At 71.7% G+C, this 22,934-nt stretch carries 17 protein-coding genes and 1 pseudogene; 9 read left to right on the forward strand and 9 right to left on the reverse strand.

Annotated features, from left to right (window positions below):
- Positions 1-665 precede the first annotated feature (665 nt).
- Positions 666-1,163: pseudogene (locus FV218_RS23135) on the forward strand (GGDEF domain-containing protein); the annotation flags it as partial.
- A 63-nt stretch (positions 1,164-1,226) separates the two neighbouring features.
- Here the strand turns inward: FV218_RS23135 and pbpC are convergent.
- Complete coding sequence (pbpC, locus tag FV218_RS05455) at positions 1,227-3,275, reverse strand: penicillin-binding protein 1C (RefSeq protein WP_246684998.1); 2,049 nt, start codon at positions 3,273-3,275, stop codon at positions 1,227-1,229.
- Positions 3,276-3,534: 259 nt separating this feature from the next.
- Positions 3,535-8,799 (reverse strand): alpha-2-macroglobulin, encoded by a 5,265-nt coding sequence (locus tag FV218_RS05460; protein WP_147709009.1) that lies wholly within the window; start codon positions 8,797-8,799, stop codon positions 3,535-3,537.
- Between the two features lie 223 nt (positions 8,800-9,022).
- Here FV218_RS05460 and FV218_RS05465 point away from each other — a divergent pair, with 223 nt between their 5' ends.
- On the forward strand, positions 9,023-10,417 hold the full coding sequence (locus FV218_RS05465) for a peptidoglycan-binding domain-containing protein (protein WP_147708978.1): 1,395 nt from the start codon (positions 9,023-9,025) through the stop codon (positions 10,415-10,417).
- A 4-nt stretch (positions 10,418-10,421) separates the two neighbouring features.
- On the opposite strand, the gene FV218_RS05470 is transcribed toward FV218_RS05465, so the two are convergent.
- The 4 genes from FV218_RS05470 to FV218_RS05485 form a co-directional block, all read right to left on the reverse strand.
- Positions 10,422-10,577, reverse strand: a complete 156-nt coding sequence (locus FV218_RS05470) for a hypothetical protein (protein WP_018046049.1) — start codon at positions 10,575-10,577, stop codon at positions 10,422-10,424.
- Positions 10,578-10,729: 152 nt separating this feature from the next.
- Positions 10,730-11,824 carry a DUF2125 domain-containing protein gene (locus FV218_RS05475; protein WP_147708979.1) on the reverse strand — a complete coding sequence of 365 codons (1,095 nt, stop codon included), beginning with the start codon at positions 11,822-11,824 and terminating at the stop codon, positions 10,730-10,732.
- Between the two features lie 113 nt (positions 11,825-11,937).
- The gene (locus tag FV218_RS05480) at positions 11,938-12,315 is read right to left on the reverse strand and encodes a hypothetical protein (RefSeq protein WP_348642013.1); all 378 of its coding nucleotides are present in this window, start codon (positions 12,313-12,315) and stop codon (positions 11,938-11,940) included.
- 181 nt (positions 12,316-12,496) lie between these two features.
- A complete protein-coding gene (locus FV218_RS05485; RefSeq protein WP_147708980.1) occupies positions 12,497-13,270 on the reverse strand; it encodes a lysophospholipid acyltransferase family protein in 774 nt (257 codons plus the stop codon).
- 232 nt (positions 13,271-13,502) lie between these two features.
- Between FV218_RS05485 and raiA the strand changes: the two genes are divergently transcribed.
- The 3 genes from raiA (at position 13,503) to FV218_RS05500 (ending at position 15,050) form a co-directional block, all read left to right on the forward strand.
- Positions 13,503-14,126: a ribosome-associated translation inhibitor RaiA gene (gene raiA, locus FV218_RS05490; protein ID WP_056089666.1), complete on the forward strand. Its 624-nt coding sequence runs from the start codon at positions 13,503-13,505 to the stop codon at positions 14,124-14,126.
- A 115-nt stretch (positions 14,127-14,241) separates the two neighbouring features.
- Complete coding sequence (gene ptsN / locus FV218_RS05495) at positions 14,242-14,709, forward strand: PTS IIA-like nitrogen regulatory protein PtsN (RefSeq protein WP_056089668.1); 468 nt, start codon at positions 14,242-14,244, stop codon at positions 14,707-14,709.
- A 5-nt stretch (positions 14,710-14,714) separates the two neighbouring features.
- Positions 14,715-15,050, forward strand: coding sequence for a hypothetical protein (locus FV218_RS05500; protein ID WP_147708981.1), 336 nt, complete (start codon positions 14,715-14,717; stop codon positions 15,048-15,050).
- A gap of 18 nt (positions 15,051-15,068) precedes the next feature.
- Here FV218_RS05500 and FV218_RS05505 read toward each other — a convergent pair whose 3' ends face one another.
- The 3 genes from FV218_RS05505 to ftsE all read right to left on the reverse strand — a co-directional run bounded on the left by FV218_RS05505 (position 15,069) and on the right by ftsE (position 17,695).
- Positions 15,069-15,848, reverse strand: a complete 780-nt coding sequence (locus FV218_RS05505) for a YdcF family protein (protein ID WP_246684999.1) — start codon at positions 15,846-15,848, stop codon at positions 15,069-15,071.
- Positions 15,849-16,006: 158 nt separating this feature from the next.
- Positions 16,007-16,963, reverse strand: a complete 957-nt coding sequence (locus FV218_RS05510) for an ABC transporter permease (protein ID WP_147708983.1) — start codon at positions 16,961-16,963, stop codon at positions 16,007-16,009.
- A gap of 30 nt (positions 16,964-16,993) precedes the next feature.
- Positions 16,994-17,695 (reverse strand): cell division ATP-binding protein FtsE, encoded by a 702-nt coding sequence (ftsE, locus tag FV218_RS05515; protein ID WP_147709011.1) that lies wholly within the window; start codon positions 17,693-17,695, stop codon positions 16,994-16,996.
- 208 nt (positions 17,696-17,903) lie between these two features.
- On the opposite strand from ftsE, the gene FV218_RS05520 reads away from it, so the two are divergent.
- From FV218_RS05520 to aceE, 4 genes are all read left to right on the forward strand, one after another.
- Positions 17,904-18,740, forward strand: a complete 837-nt coding sequence (locus FV218_RS05520; RefSeq protein WP_147708984.1) for a zinc-ribbon domain-containing protein — start codon at positions 17,904-17,906, stop codon at positions 18,738-18,740.
- Positions 18,741-18,752: 12 nt separating this feature from the next.
- Positions 18,753-19,322 carry a hypoxanthine phosphoribosyltransferase gene (gene hpt, locus FV218_RS05525; RefSeq protein ID WP_056089682.1) on the forward strand — a complete coding sequence of 190 codons (570 nt, stop codon included), beginning with the start codon at positions 18,753-18,755 and terminating at the stop codon, positions 19,320-19,322.
- Between the two features lie 153 nt (positions 19,323-19,475).
- On the forward strand, positions 19,476-19,841 hold the full coding sequence (locus tag FV218_RS05530; protein ID WP_056476559.1) for a response regulator: 366 nt from the start codon (positions 19,476-19,478) through the stop codon (positions 19,839-19,841).
- Between the two features lie 312 nt (positions 19,842-20,153).
- On the forward strand, positions 20,154-22,817 hold the full coding sequence (aceE, locus tag FV218_RS05535; protein WP_147708985.1) for a pyruvate dehydrogenase (acetyl-transferring), homodimeric type: 2,664 nt from the start codon (positions 20,154-20,156) through the stop codon (positions 22,815-22,817).
- Positions 22,818-22,934 lie beyond the last annotated feature (117 nt).

A 22,934-nucleotide genomic window follows, 5' to 3' on the forward strand; every position in this document is an offset into this window, starting at 1 on the left:
CGCCCCGTCATTCGGATGCGGGTGCCTCGACGGCGTGGAACCGATCAATGGCGCTGGACGCCCCGACCCTGTTGCTGGTGACGGTGATCCTGACCTTCATGGTCGGGAGCCTGTTCCTGCTGTCCTGGAGCCAGGCCCGGCAGATGCACGCCCTGGCGATCTGGGGCCTCGCCCACCTCGTCGGCGGCGTCGGCTCGGCCCTTCTCGCCCTGCGCGGACAGATCCCGGATCCGCTGTCCATCGGCCTCGCCAACACCCTGACGATCGGCGCCTACGGACTGATCTGGAACGGCGTCCTCGCCTTCGAGGGGCGGCGCCTGCGGCCGTGGCCGGTCATCCTCTGCGTCGCCCTCTGGAGCGGCGCGTGCCTGGTGCCGGACTTCTTCGCCTCCATCGCGGCGCGGATCGTCCTGGCATCCGCCATGGCCGCCGGCTTCTGCTTGTCCATGGCGGCCCTGATCTGGAAGGGGCGGACGGAGCCCCTGGTCTCCCGCTATCCGGCCACGATCCTGCTTGCCGCCTACGGGATCATGTACGCCGTGCGCATCCCCATGGCGGTCCTGAGCCCACCCCAACCCATGGGGGTCCATCCCCTCCAGACGCCCGCCTTCGCCATCCTGGTGTGCCTCGGGATGCTCTTCACCGTGGCCCTCGCCTTCGTCTTCATGGCGCTCACCAAGGAGCGCGCCGAACGCCTCCAGCGCCTGGCCGCCGATACGGACCCGCTCACGGGCATCGCCAACCGGCGGGCCTTCGTCGCCGGGGCGACGGCGACCCTGAGCGCACCGGACCGGGCGGCGACCCTGTTGCTGTGCGATCTCGACCATTTCAAGCGCGTCAACGACACCTACGGCCATGCCGTGGGCGACGCCGTGCTCGTCGGCTTCTGCCGTGTCGCCGAGATCCTGATGCCGCCCGGCACCATCGTCGGCCGCATGGGTGGGGAGGAGTTCGCCTGCCTGCTGACGGGGGATGCGGACGAGGCCCTCGACTGCGCCGACCGGATGCGTCGGGCCATCGCCCATCTCGCCGTCCCGTCGCTGCCGGATCTGCGCATCGGCGTCAGCCTCGGCGTGGCGACGACGCGGGATTGCGGACACGATCTCGACCGGCTGATGCGGGCGGCCGACGACGCCCTCTACGCGGCCAAGCACAACGGCCGGAACCGGATCGAGCTCGGCGGGCCGGGCCTCGACCGGGTCGTGCCGCGTTCCGGTGCCGCCGATCTACTCGATCCGTACCATCACGCTGTCGGAGGCACCGGTGGCGTCCATCACCGAGATGCGGGCGAAGCCGGCGCCCTCGGGACTCCAGGCGGCGTGGCGCCGGGCGCCCCCGGCCACGGGCAGGCCGTCGACCATCCAGATCAGGGGCGGCACGCCGCCGAGGGCCTTGAGGGCGAGACCCACGTCCGGCGCGCCGCCCGCTAGATCCGTCCCCGCGAGCCCCAAGTCGATCCGGGCGCCATCCGGCGGGTAGGCGATCTTGAGGGTCGCGCTCAAGGCCGCCGCAACGGATTTCGGCACGTCGCGACGGATGTGGCGGAGCGGCGGCGGCAGGCCGGCCGTCGTGGTCACCAGGGCGTCGGCCGGTTGGGGCACCGCCTCGGGCTCGCCCCCGAACCGCGCGAAGGCGTCGAACAGGATCGGGGCGGCCACGACCCGGCCGACGAGGCCCGGCACGGCGTTGCCGTCCGGGCGACCGACCCAGACCGCGAGGGTCACCCGCCGGTCGAACCCCACGGCCCAGGCGTCGCGATAGCCGTAGGACGTGCCGGTCTTGTAGGCGATGCGGCCGGCCAGGGCGTTCTCGGGCGGCGGCGCCCCGCGCAGGGTGTCGGCGACGTACCAGGCCGCCACGGGCTCGGTGATGCGGGCGTCATTCGAGCCGAGGACGGGCGCGTCGAGGCGGCGCATCAGGGGCGGCACCAGCCCACCGCGCGCGAATCCCGAGAACAGCCGGGCCAGGTCCGTGAGGGTGATGCCGAGCCCGCCGAGGGCCACGGGCAGGCCGGGGGCGGTGTCGCGGGGCAGCTCGATGCGCGCGCCGGCTGCCCGCAGGCGGGCGATGAAGCGGGCCGCGCCCACCGCCTGGAGCAGCTCCACCGCCGGCACGTTCAGCGAGAGCTGGAGGGCGCGCCGCGCCGTCACCGTGCCCTGGTAGCCGAGGTCGAAATTCTCGGGCGCGTAGGCGCCGGCGAAGCGCACGGGCCGGTCGTCGAGCTGGGTCTCGGGATGGGCGATCCCCTGCTCGAAGGCCAGGGCGTAGATGAACGGCTTCAGGGCCGATCCCGGCGAGCGGATCGCCCCCGTCATGTCGATGGCGCCCGACCGTGAGGCATCGCCGTGGCCGGGGCTGCCGACCTGGGCGAGGACCGCGCCCGTGCGGTTGTCGAGCGCCAGGATGGCGGCGGACAGACCCGGCCCCAGGGCGGCGGCGCGCTCGGTGGCGAGCGCCTCGAGGCTCGCCTGCAGGCGCCCGTCGAGGGTGAGGCGGATGCTCCTCAACGTGGGATCGGCCGCGACCGCCGCCTCGGCCGCGTGGGCGGCCAGCATCGGGAAGGGCTTTCGCCCCTGCGGTACGGGTTCGGCCTTGGCCGCCCGCGCCTCGGCCGGCGTGATGATCCCCCGCGCGGCCACGCGGTCGAGGACCCGATCGCGAGCGCGTCTTGCGGCACCTGGGAACCGATCGGGCCGACGCGCCTCTGGGGCCTGCGGCAGGGCCACCAGAAGGGCAGCCTCCGCGAAGGAGAGGCGCGCCGGATCGCGGCCGAAATAGGCCAGACTCGCCGCCCGCAACCCTTCCACCGGACCGCCATAGGGGGCGAGCTGGAGGTAGAGGTCGAGCACGCCCGCCTTGCCGAGGCGGCGCTCCAGCTCGACCGCCCGTACCATCTGGCGCAACTTGGCCGGGAGCGAGCGCGCGGCGCGGGGCTCGACGAGCCGCGCCACCTGCATCGACAGGGTCGAGCCGCCCGAGACGATGCGGCCGTGCCGCAGCCACTGCCCGGCGGCGCGGAGCGTGGCGGCCGGGTCGATGCCCGGATGCGCGGCGAAGCGCCGGTCCTCGTAGGCTTTGAGCATTGCGAGCATGCGCGGATCGACCTGCGCCGCGGTGAGCGGTAGGCGCCAGCGCCCATCCACGGTGGCGAACGGGCGCAGGAGCCCACCATCGCGGTCGAGCACCACGGTGGAGCGGAGGTTCGCCTGCGTGAGGTCGAGGGGCGGGAGGGTGGCGACGAAGCGCCAGAGGGCGAAGGTGGCGACGGCGAGCATTGTCAGAACGACGCATAGCCCTGTGGCGACGATTCTCAACGATCGCCCGAACCGCGACGGGCTCCCTCTCCTGGAAGGAGAGGGTTGGGGTGAGGTGTGGGACTTTTTCGGAGATGTCACACACCTCATCCTGTCCCTCTCCTTCCAGGAGAGGGGACCCGCGCTTTTCACGCCTCCCCTTGCATTACCTGCCGTTGCAGAGGGCTGTTCACCCTCGCCCGTAGCGGAACCGGAGATCGGCGCCCCGCGCGTCATCGCCCTACTTCGCGCTCACCACCACGGACCCGAAGCCCGTGCGCCCGAAGCGCTCGGGCCGGTACATGTCTTCGATGGTGGCGGCGGGGTGGACGTAGGTGCCGGGCGAGACGGCGCGCACGGTGTAGGCGACGCGGAAGAACGCCGATTGCTCGGGCGTCCGCTCGTAGGCGGCGACGAAGCGGTCGTCGCGGAACGCCGTATAGACCGGGGCGACGTCGGACTTGGCGAAGGCGAGGCCGGTGAGCGCGTCGGCGTCGAGGAGCTTCGGATTGTCGATCTCCAGGCCGGCGGGCAGGCGGTCGACGAGGAGCAGGCGCCCGGGGCTGGCCTTGGCCTCCGTCACCTTGAGGACGACCACGAGGCGGTCGTTCTGGCGGACCCCCTGCGCGAGATCGACGGGTGAGCCGTCGAGGCGGTGATAGGTCCGTTCGATGGCGTAGCCCCGCGATTCGGCGGGCTCGGGCGCAATTGGGTTGCCGACGACGCTCACCACGACCTGTGCCGTGGTGGTCCCGGCATTGACGATGGCGACGGGCATCGAAGCCAGGGCGTCGCCGCGATAGAGCCGCGCCAGGGCGCCGGCCTCGGCCTTGCCGTCGATGGTGAAGCGCAGGGCGTCGGCGTCCTTGGCGAGCCCTTGGGCCGCCATCACCATCCAGGCGTTTTCCTGCGTGCTCGTCGGGCGGCCGCCCTGGCGCTCCTCGGCGATGACCGCCGCCAGGGGCTGGACCGCATCGCGGGCGAGCCCGGTCTCGGCGGCGAGGGTCAGGAGGCCGGCGCCGTCGCGCAGGCGCGAGCCGTAATCCGGCCGGTCCGTGGGTCCCGGCCCCTTCAGCGCCGTCACCGCCGAGGCGAAGGCCTTGGCGGCCCGGCCCCGGTCGCCCAGCAACGCCAGCGCCGCCGCGATCTGCCCGCGCCCGAGGGGGGTGGCGAAGGCGTCGAGCCGGGTGTCGGCGAGGTAGCGCAGATCGCCCATCACCGGGCGGCCGTTGCGGGCGAGCACGTAGGCCGCGTAGGCGATGTCCATGCCGCCGTCGCGCACCTCACTCGTGTTCGCCACGGCATTGCGGAGACTGTCGAGGGCGCTGGCGAAGGCGGTGGGCGGCACGGAAAAGCCGCGCTCCCGCGCCCGGGTGAGGAAGTCGGTGACGTAGGCGTTGAGCCAGACGTCGGTCTGGCCGCCCACGGACCACAGGCCGAACTCGCCCGACGAGCCCTGGCGGGCGAGCACCCGGTCGATGGCCTCGCGGATACGGGTGTCCACCGTGTCGTCGAGTCCCATCCGGTCCTGCGGCGGCACACGTCCCAGGGCCAGGAGCGGCATCGCCCGGCTCACGGTCTGCTCGGAGCAGGCGTAGGGGTAGCGCTCCAGGGCCTGGAGCAGGGCCGGCGCGTCGAGGCCGGCGAGCGTCGAGGCCGTGACCGAGACGGCCCCGGTGCCGGGCAGGATGTCGGCGAGCAACTCGTCCGTCACCCGCAGGGTCGCGCCGGGCGGGAGCGGCTGCACCGTCCGGCGGGCCAGCGGCCCGGTGCCGGCGCCGATACCGAGGGCGAAGCTCTGGCCGATGCCGGGCGGCAGGCCGGGACCGGACAGGGTCACGTCGAGGCGCGTGGTGCCGGGGCCGGCGGCGGTGATGGGGATCACCAGCGCCCCCTTGGCCCCCGCCTCCAGCCGCAGGGTCTTGTGGAGCGCCTCGGCCCCCACCACCACGGAGCCGGTGAGGCCGAGGTCGACGGTGTAGTCGCCGGCCTGACCCTCGACGTTGTCGATGGCGATGTGGAAGCGCGAGCGGTCGCCGACATTGAGGAAGCGCGGCAGGGTGCCGGTGAGGATGACGGGATCGCGGATGATCACGTCGACCTGGGCCGCGCCGACCTTCGCCCGGCTCCAGGCCGTGACCATGACCCGGCCGGTGCCGTTGAAGGCCGGGAGCGGGAAGCTGACGCTGGCCCGGCCGTCGGGGCCGACGGTGACGGGCCCGGAATACAGCGCCAGGGGCGCCTGGGTCGGGGGCGTGTCGGCGAGTTCGGCCGCCCCGCCGTCGCCGCCCGAGCGGATGGCGCCGAGCGTCCCCTGCATCCCGTCGATGAGGTACCCGTAGACGTCGCGGATCTCGGGACCGAGGGCCTTCTGGCCGAAGAAGTGCCGGAACGGATCGGGGGATTCGTAGCGCGTCAGGTTGAGGATGCCGACATCCACGAGCGCCACGCTGACCCGCGCCGTCTCCCCGGCCGTCAGGCCCGCGAGCCGGATCGGCAGGGTCAGGGTCTCGCGGGGCCGGGCCCTGGCCGGCGCTTCCACGGTGACGGCGAGGCTGCGGCTCGCTCCATCGACGGCGAACCACGCCACCCCGAGCGCCCGGCCCGGCAGGCGCTTGGCCGCCTGGTCGAGGGGCCGGTAGGCGGTGGCGACGAGGTAGGCGCCCGCGCCCCATTCGGGCTTGACCGGAATGTCGACGGTGGTGCCGCCGCTCGGCACCGCCACGGTCAGCACGGCGTGGACCTTGTCGCTCACCACCGCGAGGGTCGCCTGACCGGCAAAGCGCGGCTGGAGGCGTGCCCGCAGGGTGTCGCCGGCGGCGTAGGCCGGCTTGTCGAGGCGAAGATCGAGGAGGTCGGGCACGTCCGCCGTCTCGCCCCCGCCCCAGCCGACGGTGAAGGTCACACTCGCGGTCGCCTGCGGCCGGCCGGCCACGCTCGCCTCCAGGCGGTAGGTGCCGTAGCTCACGACGGAATTGATCCGGCCGAGGGTCTCGGCCGCGAGGTCGAGTTTGCCGTCGGCGATGCGCCGGGTGCTGGTCACGGGCTCGAACGACCAGCGGCCGCCCTCGCGGTACCACTGATAGTTCTTCTCGACCTTCTGCAGGGTCCAGGCGACGCCCGGCTGGGACAGGCGCCGTCCGTCGGGCGCCGCCATCGCCACCTCGAAGCCGGCGGTGCTGCCCTCGGGCAGATCGCCCGAGAAGGTCTTGCGGAGGGCGAGCACGGGGCCGTCGGGCAGGATCGGCAGGGTGAGGCTGCGCGAGAGCGCCCGCCCGCCCGGCTCGCCGACCTGAAGGGTGATCCGCGCCTCCGTCGGCCGCGGCGCAGCGAGGGCCGGTACCGGCACGGTGAGGCGGGCCGCCCCTTGCCCGTCCGTGGTGGCGCGCGCCTCGATCTCCTGGGAGGCGGCCTCGACCCGCTCGTCGTCGAGGCCGACGGAGAAGCCCTCCAGCCCCTTGATGCCGCTGCCCGCCGCCTGCTGCACCAGCACGGTGCCGGAGACCTCGAGCCCGGACCCCGGGGCGCCGTAGAGGTAGCGCGCGGCGACATCGACGGTGGCCGGCGCGCCCTGGACGAGGCTCGGCGTGGCGCTCGACAGCGTCACCTCCAGGCGCTCGGGCACGTAATCCTCGACGAGGAAGCTCGCCTCGCCGATGGCCGGGGCCTTGGGGTCGGTATGGGCCGACACCCGCCAAGTGCCGTGCATGGCGCCGGCCAGGAGGGGCACGGCGAGGGACCGTCCGCCGAGGCCCGCATCGGGCACGGCGACGCGGCGGGCCTCGACGCCGTCGGGGCGCTTGAGCACCAGGGTCAGGGGCAGGTCGGGCACCGCGACGCCGAGGGCGTCGCGCAGGAGGGCGGTGAGGTTCACGGTCTCGCCCGAGCGGTAGACCCCGCGCTCGGGGAACACGTAGGCCTCGACGGCCCCGGGCTGCGGCCGGCCCTTCACGCCGCGATCCGTGAGGTCGAAGGCGGATTGGTTGAGGTCGAGGAAGCCGTAATCGTCGCCCATCTGCGCCACGACGAGGCCCGGCGCGATCCCGCCCTCCCCGCGCGCGAGGCCGGCCGCGAAGGCGACGTGGCCCTGTGCGTCGGTCTTCGCGGTCGCCAGGACCTCGTTGTTGCGGGCGACCAGCCGGATCTCGGCACCCGCCACAACGGACGCAGAGGCTAGGGACCGGGCGAAGACGTGGACCCCGTCACGCCCCTTGAACACCGTCAGGCCGAGGTCCGAGACCACGAACCACTGCGTCGCTTGGCTCTCGTAGCCGCCCTCCTCGTCCACCGCGCCGGCGATGCCCGTCGGCTGGGCCAGCATGACGTAGAGACCGGGCTCGAGCTTGCCCACGGCCTGGAGCACGGGGAAGGCGGTGACGGCCTCGGCGTTCAGCTCGGCCTTCGCCGTGTCGAGGACGCCCTTCCAGACCCGCTGGCCCTTCTGCTCGGCGATGGTTTTTGCCGTGGAGCCGTTGAGCTGAGAAAGGAAATCCTCGGAGCGGAGGGAGGGCAGCAGGCCGCGATCGCCGATGCGCAGGACCTCGACCTCGAGCTTGGCCGCGTTCACCGAGACCAGGGGCACGCCGGCCTGACCCGTGCGCGGCAGGACGTAGTTGCGCCCGGTGAACCGCACCTGGGGCGAGCGGTCCCGGACGTAGACCTCGTAATCGAACGACTTCAAAAGAGTCTCGCCCGCCGCCGAGGGGACGCCCTGGCGCAGGACGAAGGCGTAGCGTTCGCCGTGTTTGAGACCGTCGACGCAGATCTGCTGGCCGCTGCCCGTGACGGCGGCATTGGCCGCGCCCGAGACGGCGACGAAGGGGGTGAAATCGGTCTTGGCCGCCAGCCCTTCGGAGAACTGGAAGCAGACCCGCGGGGCGGCCGCATCGGAATCGACCTTGTAATCGAGGATGCGGAAGCCGTGCTCGGCCCGCAGCCCCTCGTAGGTCTCGCGCACCTCGGACGTGTCGGCGAGCGCGAGGCTGGCGCGGTAGGCCTCCAGGGCGGGGCGCCACTCGGATTCGGCGGCCTGGACCTCGCCGAGGGTGGCCAGCGCCTCGGCCTCCCCGGCGGCGGCGGGCGCGCGCAGGTAGCCGACATAGGCGGCGGCCCGGGCGTTGCGGCGCAGGCGCAGGCGGGCGGAATAGTCCCCGGTCTCGCTATTGCCGACGGCGCTCGCGGTGCGGGCATAGGCGAGCCAGTTCTCGGGATTGCCCGGCTCGGCGGCCACGGCCGCGCCGAGGGGCTTGAGCGCCTCGGCCGGCTTCTCGGCCTCCATCAGGACCGCGCCCTCGGCCCGCGCCCGGGCGGCCGGACGCGGGGGACCGGCCTCGGCCTTGAGGGTGGCCTCGAGACGCACGCCGTCGCTGGCGAGGTTTTCGCGCTGGAAGGATTTTTGGGAGGGGGCCTTTAGGGCCGCCCTGGCGGGTTGGCTCAGGGGCGCCTGAGCGTGCCCGGGCAGGACCAGCCCGCCCACGAGGGCGCAGGCGCCGGCCGCGAGGATCATCGCCCGCCCGCGCCGTGCCGCGCCCGTGCGTCCCGTCGATCGCGACATCACCCACCCCATCGACTCGTGCCGTCCGCACCACGGCTCAGGGCCGGAACCGTAGCACTTCGCCTCGCGCCCGCAATCCGGATCGACGGCCCTGGAATTCACGCGTCGGCTCTGCCAAGCTTCGGCCCTCGCCTCGGGGGCACGGATCATGGCGCGAAGCGGACGAGTTGGTTGGATGGCGGTGTGCGCCGCGCGCTCGATCGCCCTCCTGGCTGCACCGATTCTCTCGCCGATACAGGGCCTGTCCCAGTCGCCGCCGGCGCCGCGTCCCAAATCGCCGCCGGCCTCGCCCGGCAAGCCCGCTGCGACACCGGACCCGGCCTTCGAGGCGGCCAAGGCGGCGTTCGAGGCCCTGCCGGAGGCCGAGCGCAAGGGCCTTCAGGACGCCCTGGTCTGGACCGGCGATTTCAACGGCGTCGTCACCGGCACCTTCGGAAAGCGCACCCACGACGCGCTGGTGGCCTACCAGAAGCGCGCCGGCGGCGCGGGCATCGCCCCCCTCGACCCGGCCGGCCGCGGCGCGCTCCTCAAGGCCGGGGCGGCGGCGCGGAGCACCGTGGGCTTCGCCGTCAAACCCGATCCCGCGAGCGGCACCGTCCTCGGCCTGCCCGAGCGGTTGCTGCCCAAGCGCGCGGCGATTCCGGGCGGCACCCGCTGGCAGAGCGCGGATGGCCGCATCACCGTGGAGGCGAAGTCGTTCCCCCCCGGCGAAACCAGCCTGGAGGCGGTGTTCGCCCGCATCACCGCGCCGAGCCCCGAGCGGCGCGTGACCTACAAGCTCCAGCGGCCGGACTTCCTCGTCGTCACCGCCGAGACGGCCACGGGCAAGTCCTACATCCGCTACGCCGCCGGGGAGACGGGCGTGCGCGGCCTGACCCTGGGCTACGACAAGGCGCTCGCCGAGACGTTCGACCGCCTCGTCATCGCCATCGCCAACAGCTTCGTGCCATTCCCGGACGCGGCCCCGGCGGCACCGTCAGGTCCCATCGCCCGCGCCGGGCCGACGCCGCCTCCGCTGGCCGACCGGCCGGCCGCGCCGCATGCGACGGGGCTGCTGGTGGGACCGGGCCGGGTGCTCACGAGCGCGGCCGCCCTCGAAGGCTGCACGTCGCCGCGAATCAACGGCCAAGCGGCCCGCATCATGGTGCGGGACACGGACCTGATCCTCCTGGACGGTGCGGGATTGGCAAGTTCCGGCGTCTTCCCACCCCTCCGGGCCGAGGCGGCGGTGCCCGCGGAGGCCGTGCTGGTTCTGTCGGCCGAGGCGGGCGGCGCCGTGACGGCGGCACCGGGCGCCCTCGGGCAGGACGGCCGGATCACGGCACCGCTCCAGCCCGGGGCGGGCGGGGCGCCGATCCTCGACCCGGCGGGCGCCCTCGCTGGACTCGTCTCCGCCTATCCCGCCGCGCCGCGTCGCGTGGCCGGCGTGGTGCCGCCGGCCCGTTACGGAACGGTGGCGAGTGCCCGGATCGGGCAGTTCCTCACCGCCGCCGGTGTGCCGGTTCCGGCGGCCGGTGCATCGACCGTGCGGCTGGCGGGCGCCATCGTGGGAATCGCCTGCCAGCCGTGAGCGATCAGAGTCGCCCGGTGACCAGCAGCACGATCAGGATGATGATCAGGATGCCGCCGAGCCCGAAGCTCTGGCCGCGATAGGCGCCGCCGCCGAGGAAGTTGCCGCCGCCGAGGACCGCGAGAATGAGGATGATGAGGAGGATGGTGGTCAAGGTCATGGAACGGAACTCCGGCGCGCGCCCAACCGCTGTGGCGTGAGCTTGACCGTTCAAACGCCCAGCGGCCGATTCCGTTCAACCGCACGTGAAGGGTTATCCATCGCGCGTTCCGAATTCTTGAAAGTTTTACGACCGCCTGAGTCCGGCGCGCCTCAGTAGAGCGGCGGGATTTCGACGTTGGGGATCGGAAACGGCCCGAGCATGAGGCGGCCATCCGCCAGGCGCAGGGGCGGCAGGGCCTTCAGGGCCGGGTCACCCGGGGCCGTCGCATCGGGCGCGGCCTCGGCGCGGGCGCGGCGGCCGCCGCCGAGGAACTGGCCGACGAGGTTGCCGATGAGCGCCCCCTTCTCGGCGCCGAAGCGCTGACCCATGACCTGTCCGACGATGGCCTCGACGCCGGCGGCGCGCAGGTCGATCTGGCCCTCCGGGCGGTGGGCCGCGTCGAGGCCGAGGCTGCCGCGGGCCTGGACCCGGCGGTCGCCCTTGGCCAGGGACAGGAGGGCGATGTCGAGGCCGCCGCCGGCCTGGCGCCACGCCTCCAGCTCCCGCGCCACCGTCCCGGTGCGCAGGATGGCGGCCCGGTTCACCGTGGCGTCGAGGGCGATGTCGGCCGGACTGGTGTTGCCGACGAAGGGATCGATGAGCGGCACCCCGGCCTTGGCGACGCGCAGGCTGAGATCGACGGCGCCGTCCGTGGCGAAGCGCCCGGGGGTCGGGCGGCCATGGGCTTCGAGGTGCTGGGCATCGAAGGCGATGTCGGGTTGTCCCTGGCCGCGCACGGTGCCTTTCAGGGCGTCGACCACCAGGGAAGCGCGCACGAAGCCCTCGGACGCCCCGTGGAAGCTGGCGTTCAGTGCGGTCCAGGTCACGTCGCCGGTGAGGTCGCCCTGCTCCACATGGAAGGGGCCGGCCACCTCCAAGATGCCCTGACGCGGCTGGTAGACCTGAACCACGGCGGTCACCGGCCCGAGAGTGAAGCGGCTGTCGGCTCGGGCGAAGGCGAGGGTGGCGCAGCGCAGCTCGATGCGGAACGGATAACCGGCGATGGAGCGGTCGGCGCAGGTCCAGGTCCGTCCCGCCGCCGCCTCGGCGGCGAGCCAGCCATCCATCTCGCGCGCTGCCCGGTCGCGGACCCAGAACCACGCGGCCGACCACAGGACGACGAGTGTGGCGAGCAGGATAAAGGGAACGAACAGGCCTTTTCGCGATGGGGCGCGGGTCGCGGCCGGTGTTTTCGTGGCTGTCATCGCGTCCCCGCTGCCGCAAAACCGTCGGAGGCGGACCCGCTCGGGGCCTCGTCTTCCATCCGGCATGGCCTATCAGGGTCTTGGCGGCGAAAGCATGGCCGCGGCCGCAGGGTTCAGGCGTCGGCCATGGTATCGGTCGTGGCGACGGCGTCGAAATCGGCCACGATGGCGCTGCGCTCGGCCTCGGTCTCGGCGAGGCGGTGGACGTGCATCTCGTTGGCGCCGCCATACCGGGCGCGGGCCATCCAGCTGCGGGTCAGGCGCTCGCGCGGACTCTCCCCGACGGAGGCCACACAGACGATCTCGCCGATCCCCGCCGCGTCGCGGCGCACGGCCAGGACCACCGCATCGCCCATGTCGTCGAGCTCCGGCTCGGCGAGATCGTGGATGCCGACGATATAGCGGCGACCCGACCGGCCGCGCCAAGCGCTCAGCACCAGGGCCGGGGTTCCGCGCAGGCCCGCGGTCGTTCTGAGGCGTTCTTCGTGCACCGGTCGTCTCCGTGCTCGGTCGTCCTCGGACCTCCGCGGGGTAGCGGACCGGGACAGGGCTCGTTCGTTCGCTATTTGTTCCATATACTCTTAACGAAGGGTTACCGTCAAGAACGGCGCCCACATCGGAGGCCATCGAGGGGGAACAAAACGGGCCCGCGTCTTCGGAGCGGCCCGCCCTTCATGCGGTGGGCGAGGCGTCCCGCACGGGGGGCGGCACGGCATGGCCCCGGGCCAGGAGATCGGCCCGACCGGCGGCCAGCAGGGCGTCGGAGGCGGTCTCGATCCGGGCCTGCACGGTGTCGAGGAAGCGCGCCCGGTCGAGGCCGTGCGGGATCGGTGGCAGGAACTCGATCACCGTGGTGCCGGGCCGGCGCATTAGGCTGCGGCGGGGCCAGTACAGGCCGGTGTCGAGGGCGACCGGCAGGCAGGGTACGCCGAGGGTGGCGTAGAGATGGGTGATCCCGAGCTTGTAGGCGGGCGCCGCGCCGGGCGGGCGCCGCGTGCCCTCGGGGAAGATGATGAGCTGGCGCCCTTCGCGGATCACGTCGGCGGCGGCCTCGTTCATCGCCGCCATGGCGCGCGAGCCCTTGGAGCGGTCGATGGCCACCATCCCCGAGCGCGACAGGAACCACCCGACGAGGGGAATCCAGAGAAGCTCGCGCTTGAGGATATAGGCGAAGTCCGGGAACACCGTGACGAGGGCGAGGGTCTCGAGGGCGGACTGGTGCTTGGCCGCCACCAGAACCGGCCCTGCGGGGATGTTGGCGAGGCCCCGGAACTCCACGGTGACGCCGCCCACCACCCGCAGGAGCCACAGGGTGACGTTGCCCCAGCCCTGCGCGAGGCGGATGACCGCCCGACGCGAGACGAGGGCCGGCAGCCCGAACACCGCGATGAGGCTGGTGGCGAGGTAGAAGGCGAGGTTGAAGGCGATCGAACGGAGGATGACCATCGGGAACCAGACTGGAGGCGCCCGCGCCCGGCGCGGCCCGCGCTCCCTTTAAAGGGTTTTCGCGCGTGTTGGACCTGTCGGGCGACAAGAAAACGTCCGTCCCCCGGAACGGGATGGCAGTTTCGCCGCGATGCACTCGGGCAGCCCATTCGATGCGGGCCATCGACTTCGTTGACTTCTCCTTCGCAGGCTCCTTAACTCGATCCGCAACGGCAACAAAACCGGAGGGAACATGGGGTCACTACGCGTCACGGGCCATGGCCTGGACCTCGGCGAAGCCCTGCGGGGCCGGGTCGAAGAGCGGATGGCGGCGACCCTCTCGAAATACCTCGACAGCCACATGAACGGGACCTGCTCGGGCCACGTCACCCTGCGGCGGGACGGGACGGCCTACCGGACGGATTGCGTGCTGCACCTCGTTTCGGGCCTGACCCTGGAAGCCTCCGGCGCCGCCCACGACGCCCATGCGAGCTTCGAGCAGACCGCTGACCGGCTGGAGAAGCGCCTGCGCCGCTACAAGCACCGGCTCAAGGACCACGGTGCGGCCGCCCACGAGGGGGCCACCGTGCAGGCGGCCTACGCCGTGTTCGCCGATCCGAGCGCGGCCGAGGCGGCGGACGACGACGAGGACCTCGACGGCGGCGACCTCGATGACGGGGCGGATCATCCGCCCGTGGTGGCCGAGAGCACCAAGACCCTCAAGCGCCATTCGGTGAGCGAGGCCGTGACCGCCCTCGACCTGACGGGCGCACCGGTGATCGTGTTCGTTCATGCTGGCACCGGACGCATCAACGTCGTATACCGCCGCACTGATGGAGCGATCGGCTGGGTCGATCCGGTGGACGCCAACGCTTGAGCGCCTGACCGGAACGGACCTCGGACCCGGCGATTGATCCCTTGGGCCGCGCGCGGCCCGACCTTTTACTCCGCGGTGGCCGATCCGGCCGCCGCCGAAAGGGCGGCGGTCTTTCATGCCAGTGCTGGAATTCCTCAATCCGGATTCCGTTGTCCCGTCCCTGCGTGCGCGCGCCAAGAAGCAGATCCTTCAGGAGCTGAGCGCCCACGCCGTGCGCCACCTGCCGGCCCTGGACGAGCGCGAGGTGTTCGAGACCCTGCTGCAGCGCGAACGCCTCGGCTCCACCGGCATCGGCGACGGCGTGGCGATCCCCCACGGCAAGCTGCCGGGCCTCGACCGGCTGTTCGGCCTCGTGGCCCGCCTGGAGCGGCCGGTGGACTTCGACGCCCTGGACGGCCAGCCCGTGGACATCGCCTTCCTGCTCCTCGCCCCCGAGGGGGCCGGGGCCGATCACCTCAAGGCGCTGGCCCAGGTGGCCCGCCTCCTGCGCGAGCCCGGCATCCTGGACCGCATTCGCGCCGCCCGCGACGCCAGCGCCCTCTACGCCCTCCTGACCCACACGTCGGCCTCCCAGGCGGCGTGACAGCGATGCCGTTTCCCCAACGCCTCCGGTCGGCCGTGGTCCTCGGCTGCCTCGCCCTCAGCGTTCCGGCCGAGGCCGGCCCGATGGACACGGCTTGCGCCCGCGACGTCCTCGTCGCGAGCTCGATGCAGCGCCAGGCCATCGACCAGCTCGAACAGACGGGCGGCGACGATGCCGAACTGTGCCGGATCTGGCGCCGCCACGTCGAGACCATGCGCCGCGTGGCGAGCGTCTACGGCCGCTGCCTGTCGGGGGCCGAGCGCAGCGAGCGCCTCGCCCAGGTGATGGGCTCCGAGAAGGAGTTTTCGGGCCTGATCAAGGGCCGCTGCAAGGGGCTCTGAGGCCGGGGGCCGGCGGGTCTATCGCTGGCCGCGCAGGAGCAGGGGCTCGGCCACCATCTTGATGGGCTTGCCGCGGCCGACGAGGATCGCGGCGCGCGAACGCTCGGGGTCGTCCTCGAAGCGGGTCCGGACCCACGCCACCAGGAACTTGAGGTATTCCGACGCCAGGAGCCGGGCCGCCGACGGATGCTGCCACCAGCGCCCGGCATCGAAGCCCTCGGCCACCACGGGATAGGGCACCACGCGCTCGATGCCCGGCAGGGCGTGGTCGAGTTCCACCAGGGTGCGGGGCATGTGGTAGTTCGACGTCACCACCGCGACGGTGCTGAACCGGTGCAGGCGCATCCAGCGCCGGGTCTCGATGGCATTGCCGATGGTGTTGCGCGCCCGGTAGTCGAGATCGACGCAGCAATCGATCCAGTGGCGCTGGGTCGGATTGAGGCGGGCGATCTCGTCGCGGCTGGTGCGCTCGTTGACCCCGGTGATGAGCAGGCGCCGGCCGTAGCCGTTGGCCAGGAGGTCGATGGCGTCGCCGATGCGCTGGGCGCCGCCCGTGAGCGCCACGATGCCGTCGGCCCGGCCGTCGAGGGGCCTCTCGTCGCGCTCGACGCAGGCGACGAAGGCGAGGAAGCCGCCGAACAGGGCCGCGCCGCCGAGACCGGCGAGCCCCAGGCCCGCCCGCAGGGTGCGGCAGAAGGATCGCACCGGCACGCGAAGGGCCGATGCCGAACGGAAGGTCGCGTCGGTCCAGGCCCAGCCGAAAGCCTCGGAGGGCCTCATGGTGTGGCTGCCTGACATCTGCGTCGTCATTCTCCGCAAGGATAGCCTGGATTGGGGCATCGACGAGGCAAGTATCTCGTCCCGGAAAGGTTCACGAAGGGTTAACGCGCTCCGGTCCTCCGCGAAGGAGCTCTTTCGACGGCATGCGTTGGGGATGAATCGTCCCCGAGGCCCGGTCAGGCGAGGAAGCGCCGCACGGTGAGGCGGGAGACGATGCCGGTGACCACGGAGGCGATGACCCCGATGAGGAGCACGCTGGCATAGCCGCGCCAGCCGATGTGGAAGGCGCCGAACAGGGCCTCGATCTCCTCCCCCGCCGGCCCCGTGCGCCAGGCGCCGGCCAGGAGCCCGGCCAGGGCGAAGGCCAGGAGCGCCGCCACGGACCCGATGATGCCGCCCCGCAGGCCGAGGCGGAAGAACCGGCGCTGGAACGCCCGGGCGATGAAGTCGTCGTCGGCGCCGACGAAGTGCAGCACCTCCACCACCTCGCGATTGCCCGCCATGGCGCCCCGGGTGGCGAAGACCACGGCGAGGCCCGTGGCGACGAGGACGAGGGCGACGAGGCCGACGCCGACGCCCACGAAGGTGTTGGCCATGGTCGAGAGCCGGCGCAGCCACAGGGCGTGGTCGTCGAGGCTCGCGACGCCGGGGAGCGCCTCCGCGAGGGACGCGCGCAGGGGTTTCAGGTCGGGCCGGGCGGATTCGGCGAGCCGCAGGGTGACGAGGCGCGGCACCGGCAGGTCGGACAGGTCGAGGCCGCTGCCGAGCCAGGGCTCCAGCAGGCGTTCCGCCTCGGCCTTCGAGAACACCCGGGTGGAGGCGATGCCGGGGGTGGCCTTGGCCAGGGTCTCCGCCCGGGCGACGTCGGCGTCGAGGTCGCGTCCGGGGCTCGGGCGGACCTGGATGGTGATCTCCTGGGCCACGGTGCCCTGCCACTGGTCGGCGCTCGACGCGACGATCTCGGCCGCCCCCGCGCACAGGGCGGCCAGGAAGGTGAGGATGGCGATGACGGCGGCGAGCGCCCGGCTTGCCGAGGAATCCGTCGGGACCAGGGGCGCGTTGCGCCGCAGGGTCGCGGGCAGCGGGGATGGGGGCGGCGACGCGACGCGCGGCGGGGAGACGGCCTGGCTCATGAATGCTCCGGAATCATGGACGCTCCGGAATCATGGGCGCTCCACGGCGAGGCGGCCCTCGCCGAGCACCAGCCGGCGGGCATCGACGAGGTCCATCAGGGCGAAGTCGTGGGTGGCGATGAGCACGGAGGTGCCGAGGCGGTTGAGTTCGATGAACAGGCGCAGGAGGCGCCGGCCGAGTCCCGGATCGACGTTGCCCGTAGGCTCGTCGGCGAGCAGCAGTTCCGGACGGGCGATGAGGGCGCGGGCGATGGCCGCGCGCTGCTTCTCGCCGCCCGACAGCAGCGGCGGCAGCACGTGCATGCGCTCGCCCAGGCCCACCCAGCGCAGCAATTCGACGACCTCGGCGCGGTAGCTCGTCTCGGCCCGGCCCTGGACGCGCAGGGGCAGCGCCACGTTCTCGTAGGTGGTCAGATGGTCAAGGAGGCGAAAGTCCTGGAACACCACCCCCATGCGCCGGCGCAGGCCCGTCAGCTTCTCGCTCGAGATGCCGCTGACCTCCTCGCCGAACACCGACACGAGCCCCCGCGTCGGACGCACCGACAGGAGGATGAGGCGCAGGAGCGTGGTCTTGCCCGCCCCCGACGGCCCCGTGAGGAACTGGAACGAGCGCGGCGCGATCTGGAAGCTCACGTCGCTGAGCACCTCGGGGCCGAGGCCGTAGCGCATCCCGACATTCTCGAACTGGACCACCGGCTCCTCGGCGCCGGACAGCAGGCTTCCCGTATTCACCCGATCCGCCACGCTCCCCCCATCCGTTTTGCCCCGCCGGTCCTGACCCTTCGGTCCTGACACGTCGGCCTTGCCCCATCCGCCATGGCCGCGGTGCATGACCGCGGCGGCCGCTTCACGGACGGTTAACCGCGTTCGCGCAGAACCGTGTGAGTCTTTTTGACCGAGCCGGCAACTGCCGATCGAGACCCCGGGGCGCCGATTCGCCATGCTGATCGTCTGCCCGTCCTGCGCAAGCGAATATGTGATCGACACCGATCGCGTCGGTGCGGAGGGGCGCTCCGTGCGCTGCGCCGCCTGCCGCGAGACCTGGTTCATCTCCCCCGAGGACGTCGCCGCCGCCATCGAAGCCGAGATGACGGCCGCCATGATGGAGGCGGTCCAGGCCGGCCCCGAGGATGCGCAGGCGCGTGCCGAGGCCCAAGCCTCCCTCGATGCCTGGGAGGCGGCGTTGGCCGAAGATGTCCCGGTCCCCGATCCCGGGCCGGACGAGCCGGCGGACGCCCCCGTGCCGGAGCCGCGGTCGCGGCCGAGAGCCTCGGTGAAGGCGCCAAGGCGCGCCCGCCTGTCGCCGGGTGCGGCCATCGGCCTGTCGATGGTGGCGGGGCTCGGTCTCGCCGTCCTCGGACGCACCACCGTGGTGCGGGCCATGCCCCAGAGCGCCGGGCTCTACGCCCGCATCGGGCTGCCGGTGAACCTGCGCGGCCTCGACCTGCGCGACGTCGTCGCCTTCCAGACGCAGGGGGACGGCGCCCAGCTCGTGGTCGAGGGCGACGTGGTCGGGGTCGCCGCCGAGGGCGCGCCGGTGCCGCCCATCGAGATCGAGGTCCGCGACGGGCGCGACCAGACCCTCTACCGCTGGAGCGTGGCCGCGCCGCGCCGTACCCTGGAGAACCGCGAGACGGCCCGCTTCCGCGCCAGCCTGCAGGCCCCGCCCCCCGAGGCGCGCGCGGTGTCGGTGCGCTTCGCCTCCCGCGCCGACGGGGGGCCGCGCCCGGACGGGTCCGCGAATGCCAAGGCCGGTGCCAGCGCCCGTCACCCGTGATATGAAGTGCCCATGACGACTCCCTCCCGACGCGTTCGCGTCCTCTTCGACGAAGCCGCCATCGCCCGGCGCACCGAGGAACTCGCCGCCGCCATCGCGGCGGCCAAGCCCCAGGATCTGCTGGTGGTGGCGGTGCTCAAGGGCAGCTTCATGTTCGCCGCCGACCTCCTGCGCGCGCTGCACCGGACCGGGCTCGAGCCGCAGGCGGAGTTCGTCCACCTGTCGAGCTATCGCACGGCCACGGTCTCGTCGGGCCAGGTCGAGATCCTGCGCGACGTCGAGAGCGAGGTACGCGGGCGCGACGTGCTGCTCATCGACGACATCCTGGAATCCGGCCGCACCATCGTGTTCGCCAAGGATCTGCTGATGGCGCGGGGCGCCAAGCGCGTGCTCACGGCCGTGCTTCTCGAGAAGCCCGGCAAGCGCGCCGTCACCATCGACGCCGACTTCGTCGGCTTCACCTGCCCCGACGTGTTCGTGGTCGGCTACGGCATGGATGTGGCCCACGCCTACCGGCAACTGCCCTTCGTCGGCCTCGTCGATTACGACAGCCCCGAGCCGGATCTGTTCGGCGGCACCTGAATCGGGCCTTGTGCCCGCATCATCGCGTTGAACACCACGATTCGATGCGAGAAAAAGTCCGCGCGGGAACCCATATCGGGTTCCATCCCTTGACAGCGCGGCTCTCCGCTTGCGTGACTGACATTCCTCCCATTCAAGAGAACCTGACGAGAGATGGCGCGCATCCTGCTCGTGGATGACGAAGAGACGGTTCGGGGCTTCCTCAAGCGGGGCCTGGAAATCGACGGCCACGCCGTGGTGACCGCCTCGGACGGCAGCGACGGACTCGACCGCCTCACGGAGGCCGACGGGGCCTTCGATCTCATGCTCACGGACATCCGCATGCCGCTGATGGACGGGATCGCCCTGGCGCTCGCGGCCAAGCGCGATTTTCCCAACCTCACGATCCTGCTGATGACGGGCTTTGCCGATCAGCGCGAGCGGGCGCGGGGCCTCGACGCCATCGTCACCGACGTGCTGACGAAGCCGTTCTCCCTCGCCGATCTTCGCTCCACCGTGAACCGGGCCCTGGCCGCCTGAACGGCGCCCCTTCCCCCGCCGACGGTTGGGAAAGCCCGAGCGTCGCTCGCGGCTGCGCGGGCGCGTGGGCTCCCCCCGTATGAGGATCGCCCTGTCCGTCGCGCCGGACACGGAACCCTGTCCGAACTTTCGGACAGCAGGCGGCCGATCCGGGCGGGATGCCGCACTGCGGCAAACCACAAAAATCATTCAAGTCTTTGTTTCATCGGTTTAATTTAAATGGACTAGACTTGGTCCGCTTCCTGCAAAATCATACTGACAAAGAGCGGACGAACGCGCCTGATCCGCTCAAGAACCACCAGGGAGGATACTATGGAGCGTAGCCGCGACCTCGACCCCGTCGAGACGCAGGAATGGCTCGATTCGCTGGACGGCGTTCTCGACGTCGACGGGCCGGAGCGGGCGCATTACCTGATCGAGCAGGTCATCGACGGAGCCCGCAAGAAGGGCGCCCCGGTTCCGTACTCGGCCAACACCGCCTATCTCAACACGATCCTGCCCCAGAACCAGGACCCGCATCCGGGCGACCGGGCCATCGAGCACCGCATCCGCTCGGCGATCCGCTGGAACGCCATCGCGATCATCCTGCGGGCCAACAAGGATTCCTCGGAGCTTGGCGGCCACATCGCCAGCTTCCAGTCGGCGGCGACGCTCTACGACACCGGCTTCATGCATTTCTGGCGCGGAGCCAACGCCGATCACGGCGGCGACCTCATCTACGTGCAGGGCCATTCCTCGCCCGGCGTCTACGCCCGCGCCTTCCTCGAAGGCCGCCTCACGGAGGAACAGCTCCTCGGCTTCCGCCAGGAAGTCGGCGGCAAGGGCCTGTCGTCCTATCCGCATCCCTGGCTCATGCCGGATTTCTGGCAGTTCCCCACGGTCTCCATGGGCCTCGGGCCCCTGATGGCGATCTACCAGGCCCGCTTCCTGCGCTACCTGCACCACCGCGACCTCGCCAAGACCGACGGCCGCAAGGTCTGGGCCTTCATGGGCGACGGCGAGATGGACGAGCCCGAAAGCCTGGGTGCCATCGCCCTCGCCGCGCGTGAAAAACTCGACAACCTCGTCTTCGTCATCAACTGCAACCTCCAGCGCCTCGACGGGCCGGTGCGCGGCAACGGCAAGATCGTCCAGGAACTCGAGGCCGATTTCCGGGGGGCCGGCTGGAACGTCATCAAGGTGCTGTGGGGGTCGGGCTGGGACGCCCTGATCCAGAAGGACACCACCGGCACGCTGGCGCGCCTCATGGAGGAATGCGTCGACGGCCAGTATCAGGACTTCAAGTCGAAGAGCGGCGCCTACGTCCGCGAGCATTTCTTCGGCAAGTATCCGGAGACGGCGGCCCTGGTGGCCGATTGGACAGACGACGACATTTGGCGCCTGACCCGCGGCGGCCACGACCCGCGCAAGGTCTTCGCGGCCTACAGCGCCGCCTCCAAGCACAAGGGCCAGCCGACCCTCATCCTCGCGAAGACCGTCAAGGGCTACGGCATGGGCGAGTCCGGCGAGGCCCAGAACATCACCCACCAGCAGAAGAAGATGGGCGAGGCGGTGCTGCGCCAGTTCCGCGACCGCTTCCAGATCGACCTCACGGACGACCAGCTGAAGGAGATCCCCTTCATCCGGTTCCCCGAGGGCAGCCCCGAACACCGCTACCTCATGGCCCGGCGCGAGGCCCTCGGCGGTCCCCTCCCCCTGCGGCGGCAGAAGTCGCAGGCCCTGGAGATCCCGCCGCTCTCGGCGTTCTCGGCCCAGCTCAAGGAGACCGCGGGCCGCGAGATCTCCACGACCATGGCCTTCGTCCGCATCCTCAACACGCTCCTGCGCGACAAGAACATCGGCAAGCGCATCGTGCCGATCGTGCCCGACGAGAGCCGGACCTTCGGCATGGAGGGCATGTTCCGCCAGTTCGGCATCTTCTCCCAGGTCGGCCAGCTCTACCGGCCGGAGGATGCCAACCAGCTCATGTACTACAAGGAGGACAAGAACGGTCAGATGCTCCAGGAGGGCATCAACGAGCCGGGCGCCATGTCGTCCTGGATCGCGGCAGCGACCTCCTACTCGCACTCCGACGCGCCGACGATCCCGTTCTACGTCTACTACTCGATGTTCGGCTTCCAGCGGGTCGGCGACCTCGCCTGGGCGGCGGGCGACATGCGGGCGCGCGGCTTCCTCATCGGCGGCACCGCCGGGCGTACCACCCTCAACGGCGAGGGCCTGCAGCACGAGGACGGCCACAGCCACCTGATCTCGTCGACCATCCCGAACTGCGTCTCCTACGACCCAACCTTCTCCTACGAAGTCGCCGTGATCGTGCAGGACGGCCTGCGCCGGATGTATGCCGAGCAGGAGGACGTGTTCTACTACCTCACGGTGATGAACGAGAACTACGAGCACCCGGGCATGCCCGAGGGCGCGGAGGCCGGCATCATCAAGGGCATGTACCTGTTCCGCGAGGGCGGACCGGAGACGACGAAGGGCAAGCGGGTGCAGTTGCTCGGCAGCGGCACCATCCTGCGCGAGGTCATCGCCGCCGCCGCCCTGCTGGAGCAGGATTTCGGGATCGCCTCTGACATCTGGAGTTGTCCGAGTTTTACGGAGTTGCGCCGCGATGCCATGGCGGCGGAGCGCTGGAACCTGCTCCACCCGCTCGAGGACAAGCGCCTCTCCCACGTCGAGACGTGTCTCTCCGGCCGCACCGGCCCGGTGGTGGCGGCCACCGACTACATGCGCCTGTTCGCCGACCAGATCCGCACCTGGGTTCCGGGCCGCTATCGCGTCCTCGGCACCGACGGCTTCGGCCGCTCGGATTACCGGGCGCGCCTGCGCGACTTCTTCGAGGTCAACCGGCACTGGGTCGTGGTCGCCGCCCTGCGCAGCCTCTCCGAGGACGGCGTGATCCCAGCCCAGACGGTGGCGGACGCCATCGCCAAGTACGGCATCGACACGGACCGGCCGGCACCCTGGACCGTCTGATCCGCGCCCCGTCGGCCGCCCCGTTCCGGCGGCCGGCGCCTTCGAGTTTTCGACCCTTCACCTCGAACAGAGACCGGACGAGGGGGCCCGCAAGAGGCCCCGCTTCACCCAGGGAGA

This window comes from Methylobacterium sp. WL69 (assembly GCF_008039485.1).
In the GTDB taxonomy this organism is placed as follows: Bacteria; Pseudomonadota; Alphaproteobacteria; order Rhizobiales; family Beijerinckiaceae; genus Methylobacterium.

Bases quoted from the DNA above. Each gene is read 5' to 3' on its own strand.
- pbpC (WP_246684998.1), bottom strand. From the start codon at position 3,275: ATGCTCGCCGTCGCCACCTTCGCCCTCTGGCGCTTCGTCGCCACCCTC.
- FV218_RS05460 (WP_147709009.1), bottom strand. From the start codon at position 8,799: ATGATCCTCGCGGCCGGCGCCTGCGCCCTCGTGGGCGGGCTGGTCCTG.
- FV218_RS05465 (WP_147708978.1), top strand. From the start codon at position 9,023: ATGGCGGTGTGCGCCGCGCGCTCGATCGCCCTCCTGGCTGCACCGATT.
- FV218_RS05470 (WP_018046049.1), bottom strand. From the start codon at position 10,577: ATGACCTTGACCACCATCCTCCTCATCATCCTCATTCTCGCGGTCCTC.
- FV218_RS05475 (WP_147708979.1), bottom strand. From the start codon at position 11,824: ATGACAGCCACGAAAACACCGGCCGCGACCCGCGCCCCATCGCGAAAA.
- FV218_RS05485 (WP_147708980.1), bottom strand. From the start codon at position 13,270: ATGGTCATCCTCCGTTCGATCGCCTTCAACCTCGCCTTCTACCTCGCC.
- raiA (WP_056089666.1), top strand. From the start codon at position 13,503: ATGGGGTCACTACGCGTCACGGGCCATGGCCTGGACCTCGGCGAAGCC.
- ptsN (WP_056089668.1), top strand. From the start codon at position 14,242: ATGCCAGTGCTGGAATTCCTCAATCCGGATTCCGTTGTCCCGTCCCTG.
- FV218_RS05500 (WP_147708981.1), top strand. From the start codon at position 14,715: ATGCCGTTTCCCCAACGCCTCCGGTCGGCCGTGGTCCTCGGCTGCCTC.
- FV218_RS05505 (WP_246684999.1), bottom strand. From the start codon at position 15,848: ATGTCAGGCAGCCACACCATGAGGCCCTCCGAGGCTTTCGGCTGGGCC.
- FV218_RS05510 (WP_147708983.1), bottom strand. From the start codon at position 16,963: ATGAGCCAGGCCGTCTCCCCGCCGCGCGTCGCGTCGCCGCCCCCATCC.
- FV218_RS05520 (WP_147708984.1), top strand. From the start codon at position 17,904: ATGCTGATCGTCTGCCCGTCCTGCGCAAGCGAATATGTGATCGACACC.
- hpt (WP_056089682.1), top strand. From the start codon at position 18,753: ATGACGACTCCCTCCCGACGCGTTCGCGTCCTCTTCGACGAAGCCGCC.
- FV218_RS05530 (WP_056476559.1), top strand. From the start codon at position 19,476: ATGGCGCGCATCCTGCTCGTGGATGACGAAGAGACGGTTCGGGGCTTC.
- aceE (WP_147708985.1), top strand. From the start codon at position 20,154: ATGGAGCGTAGCCGCGACCTCGACCCCGTCGAGACGCAGGAATGGCTC.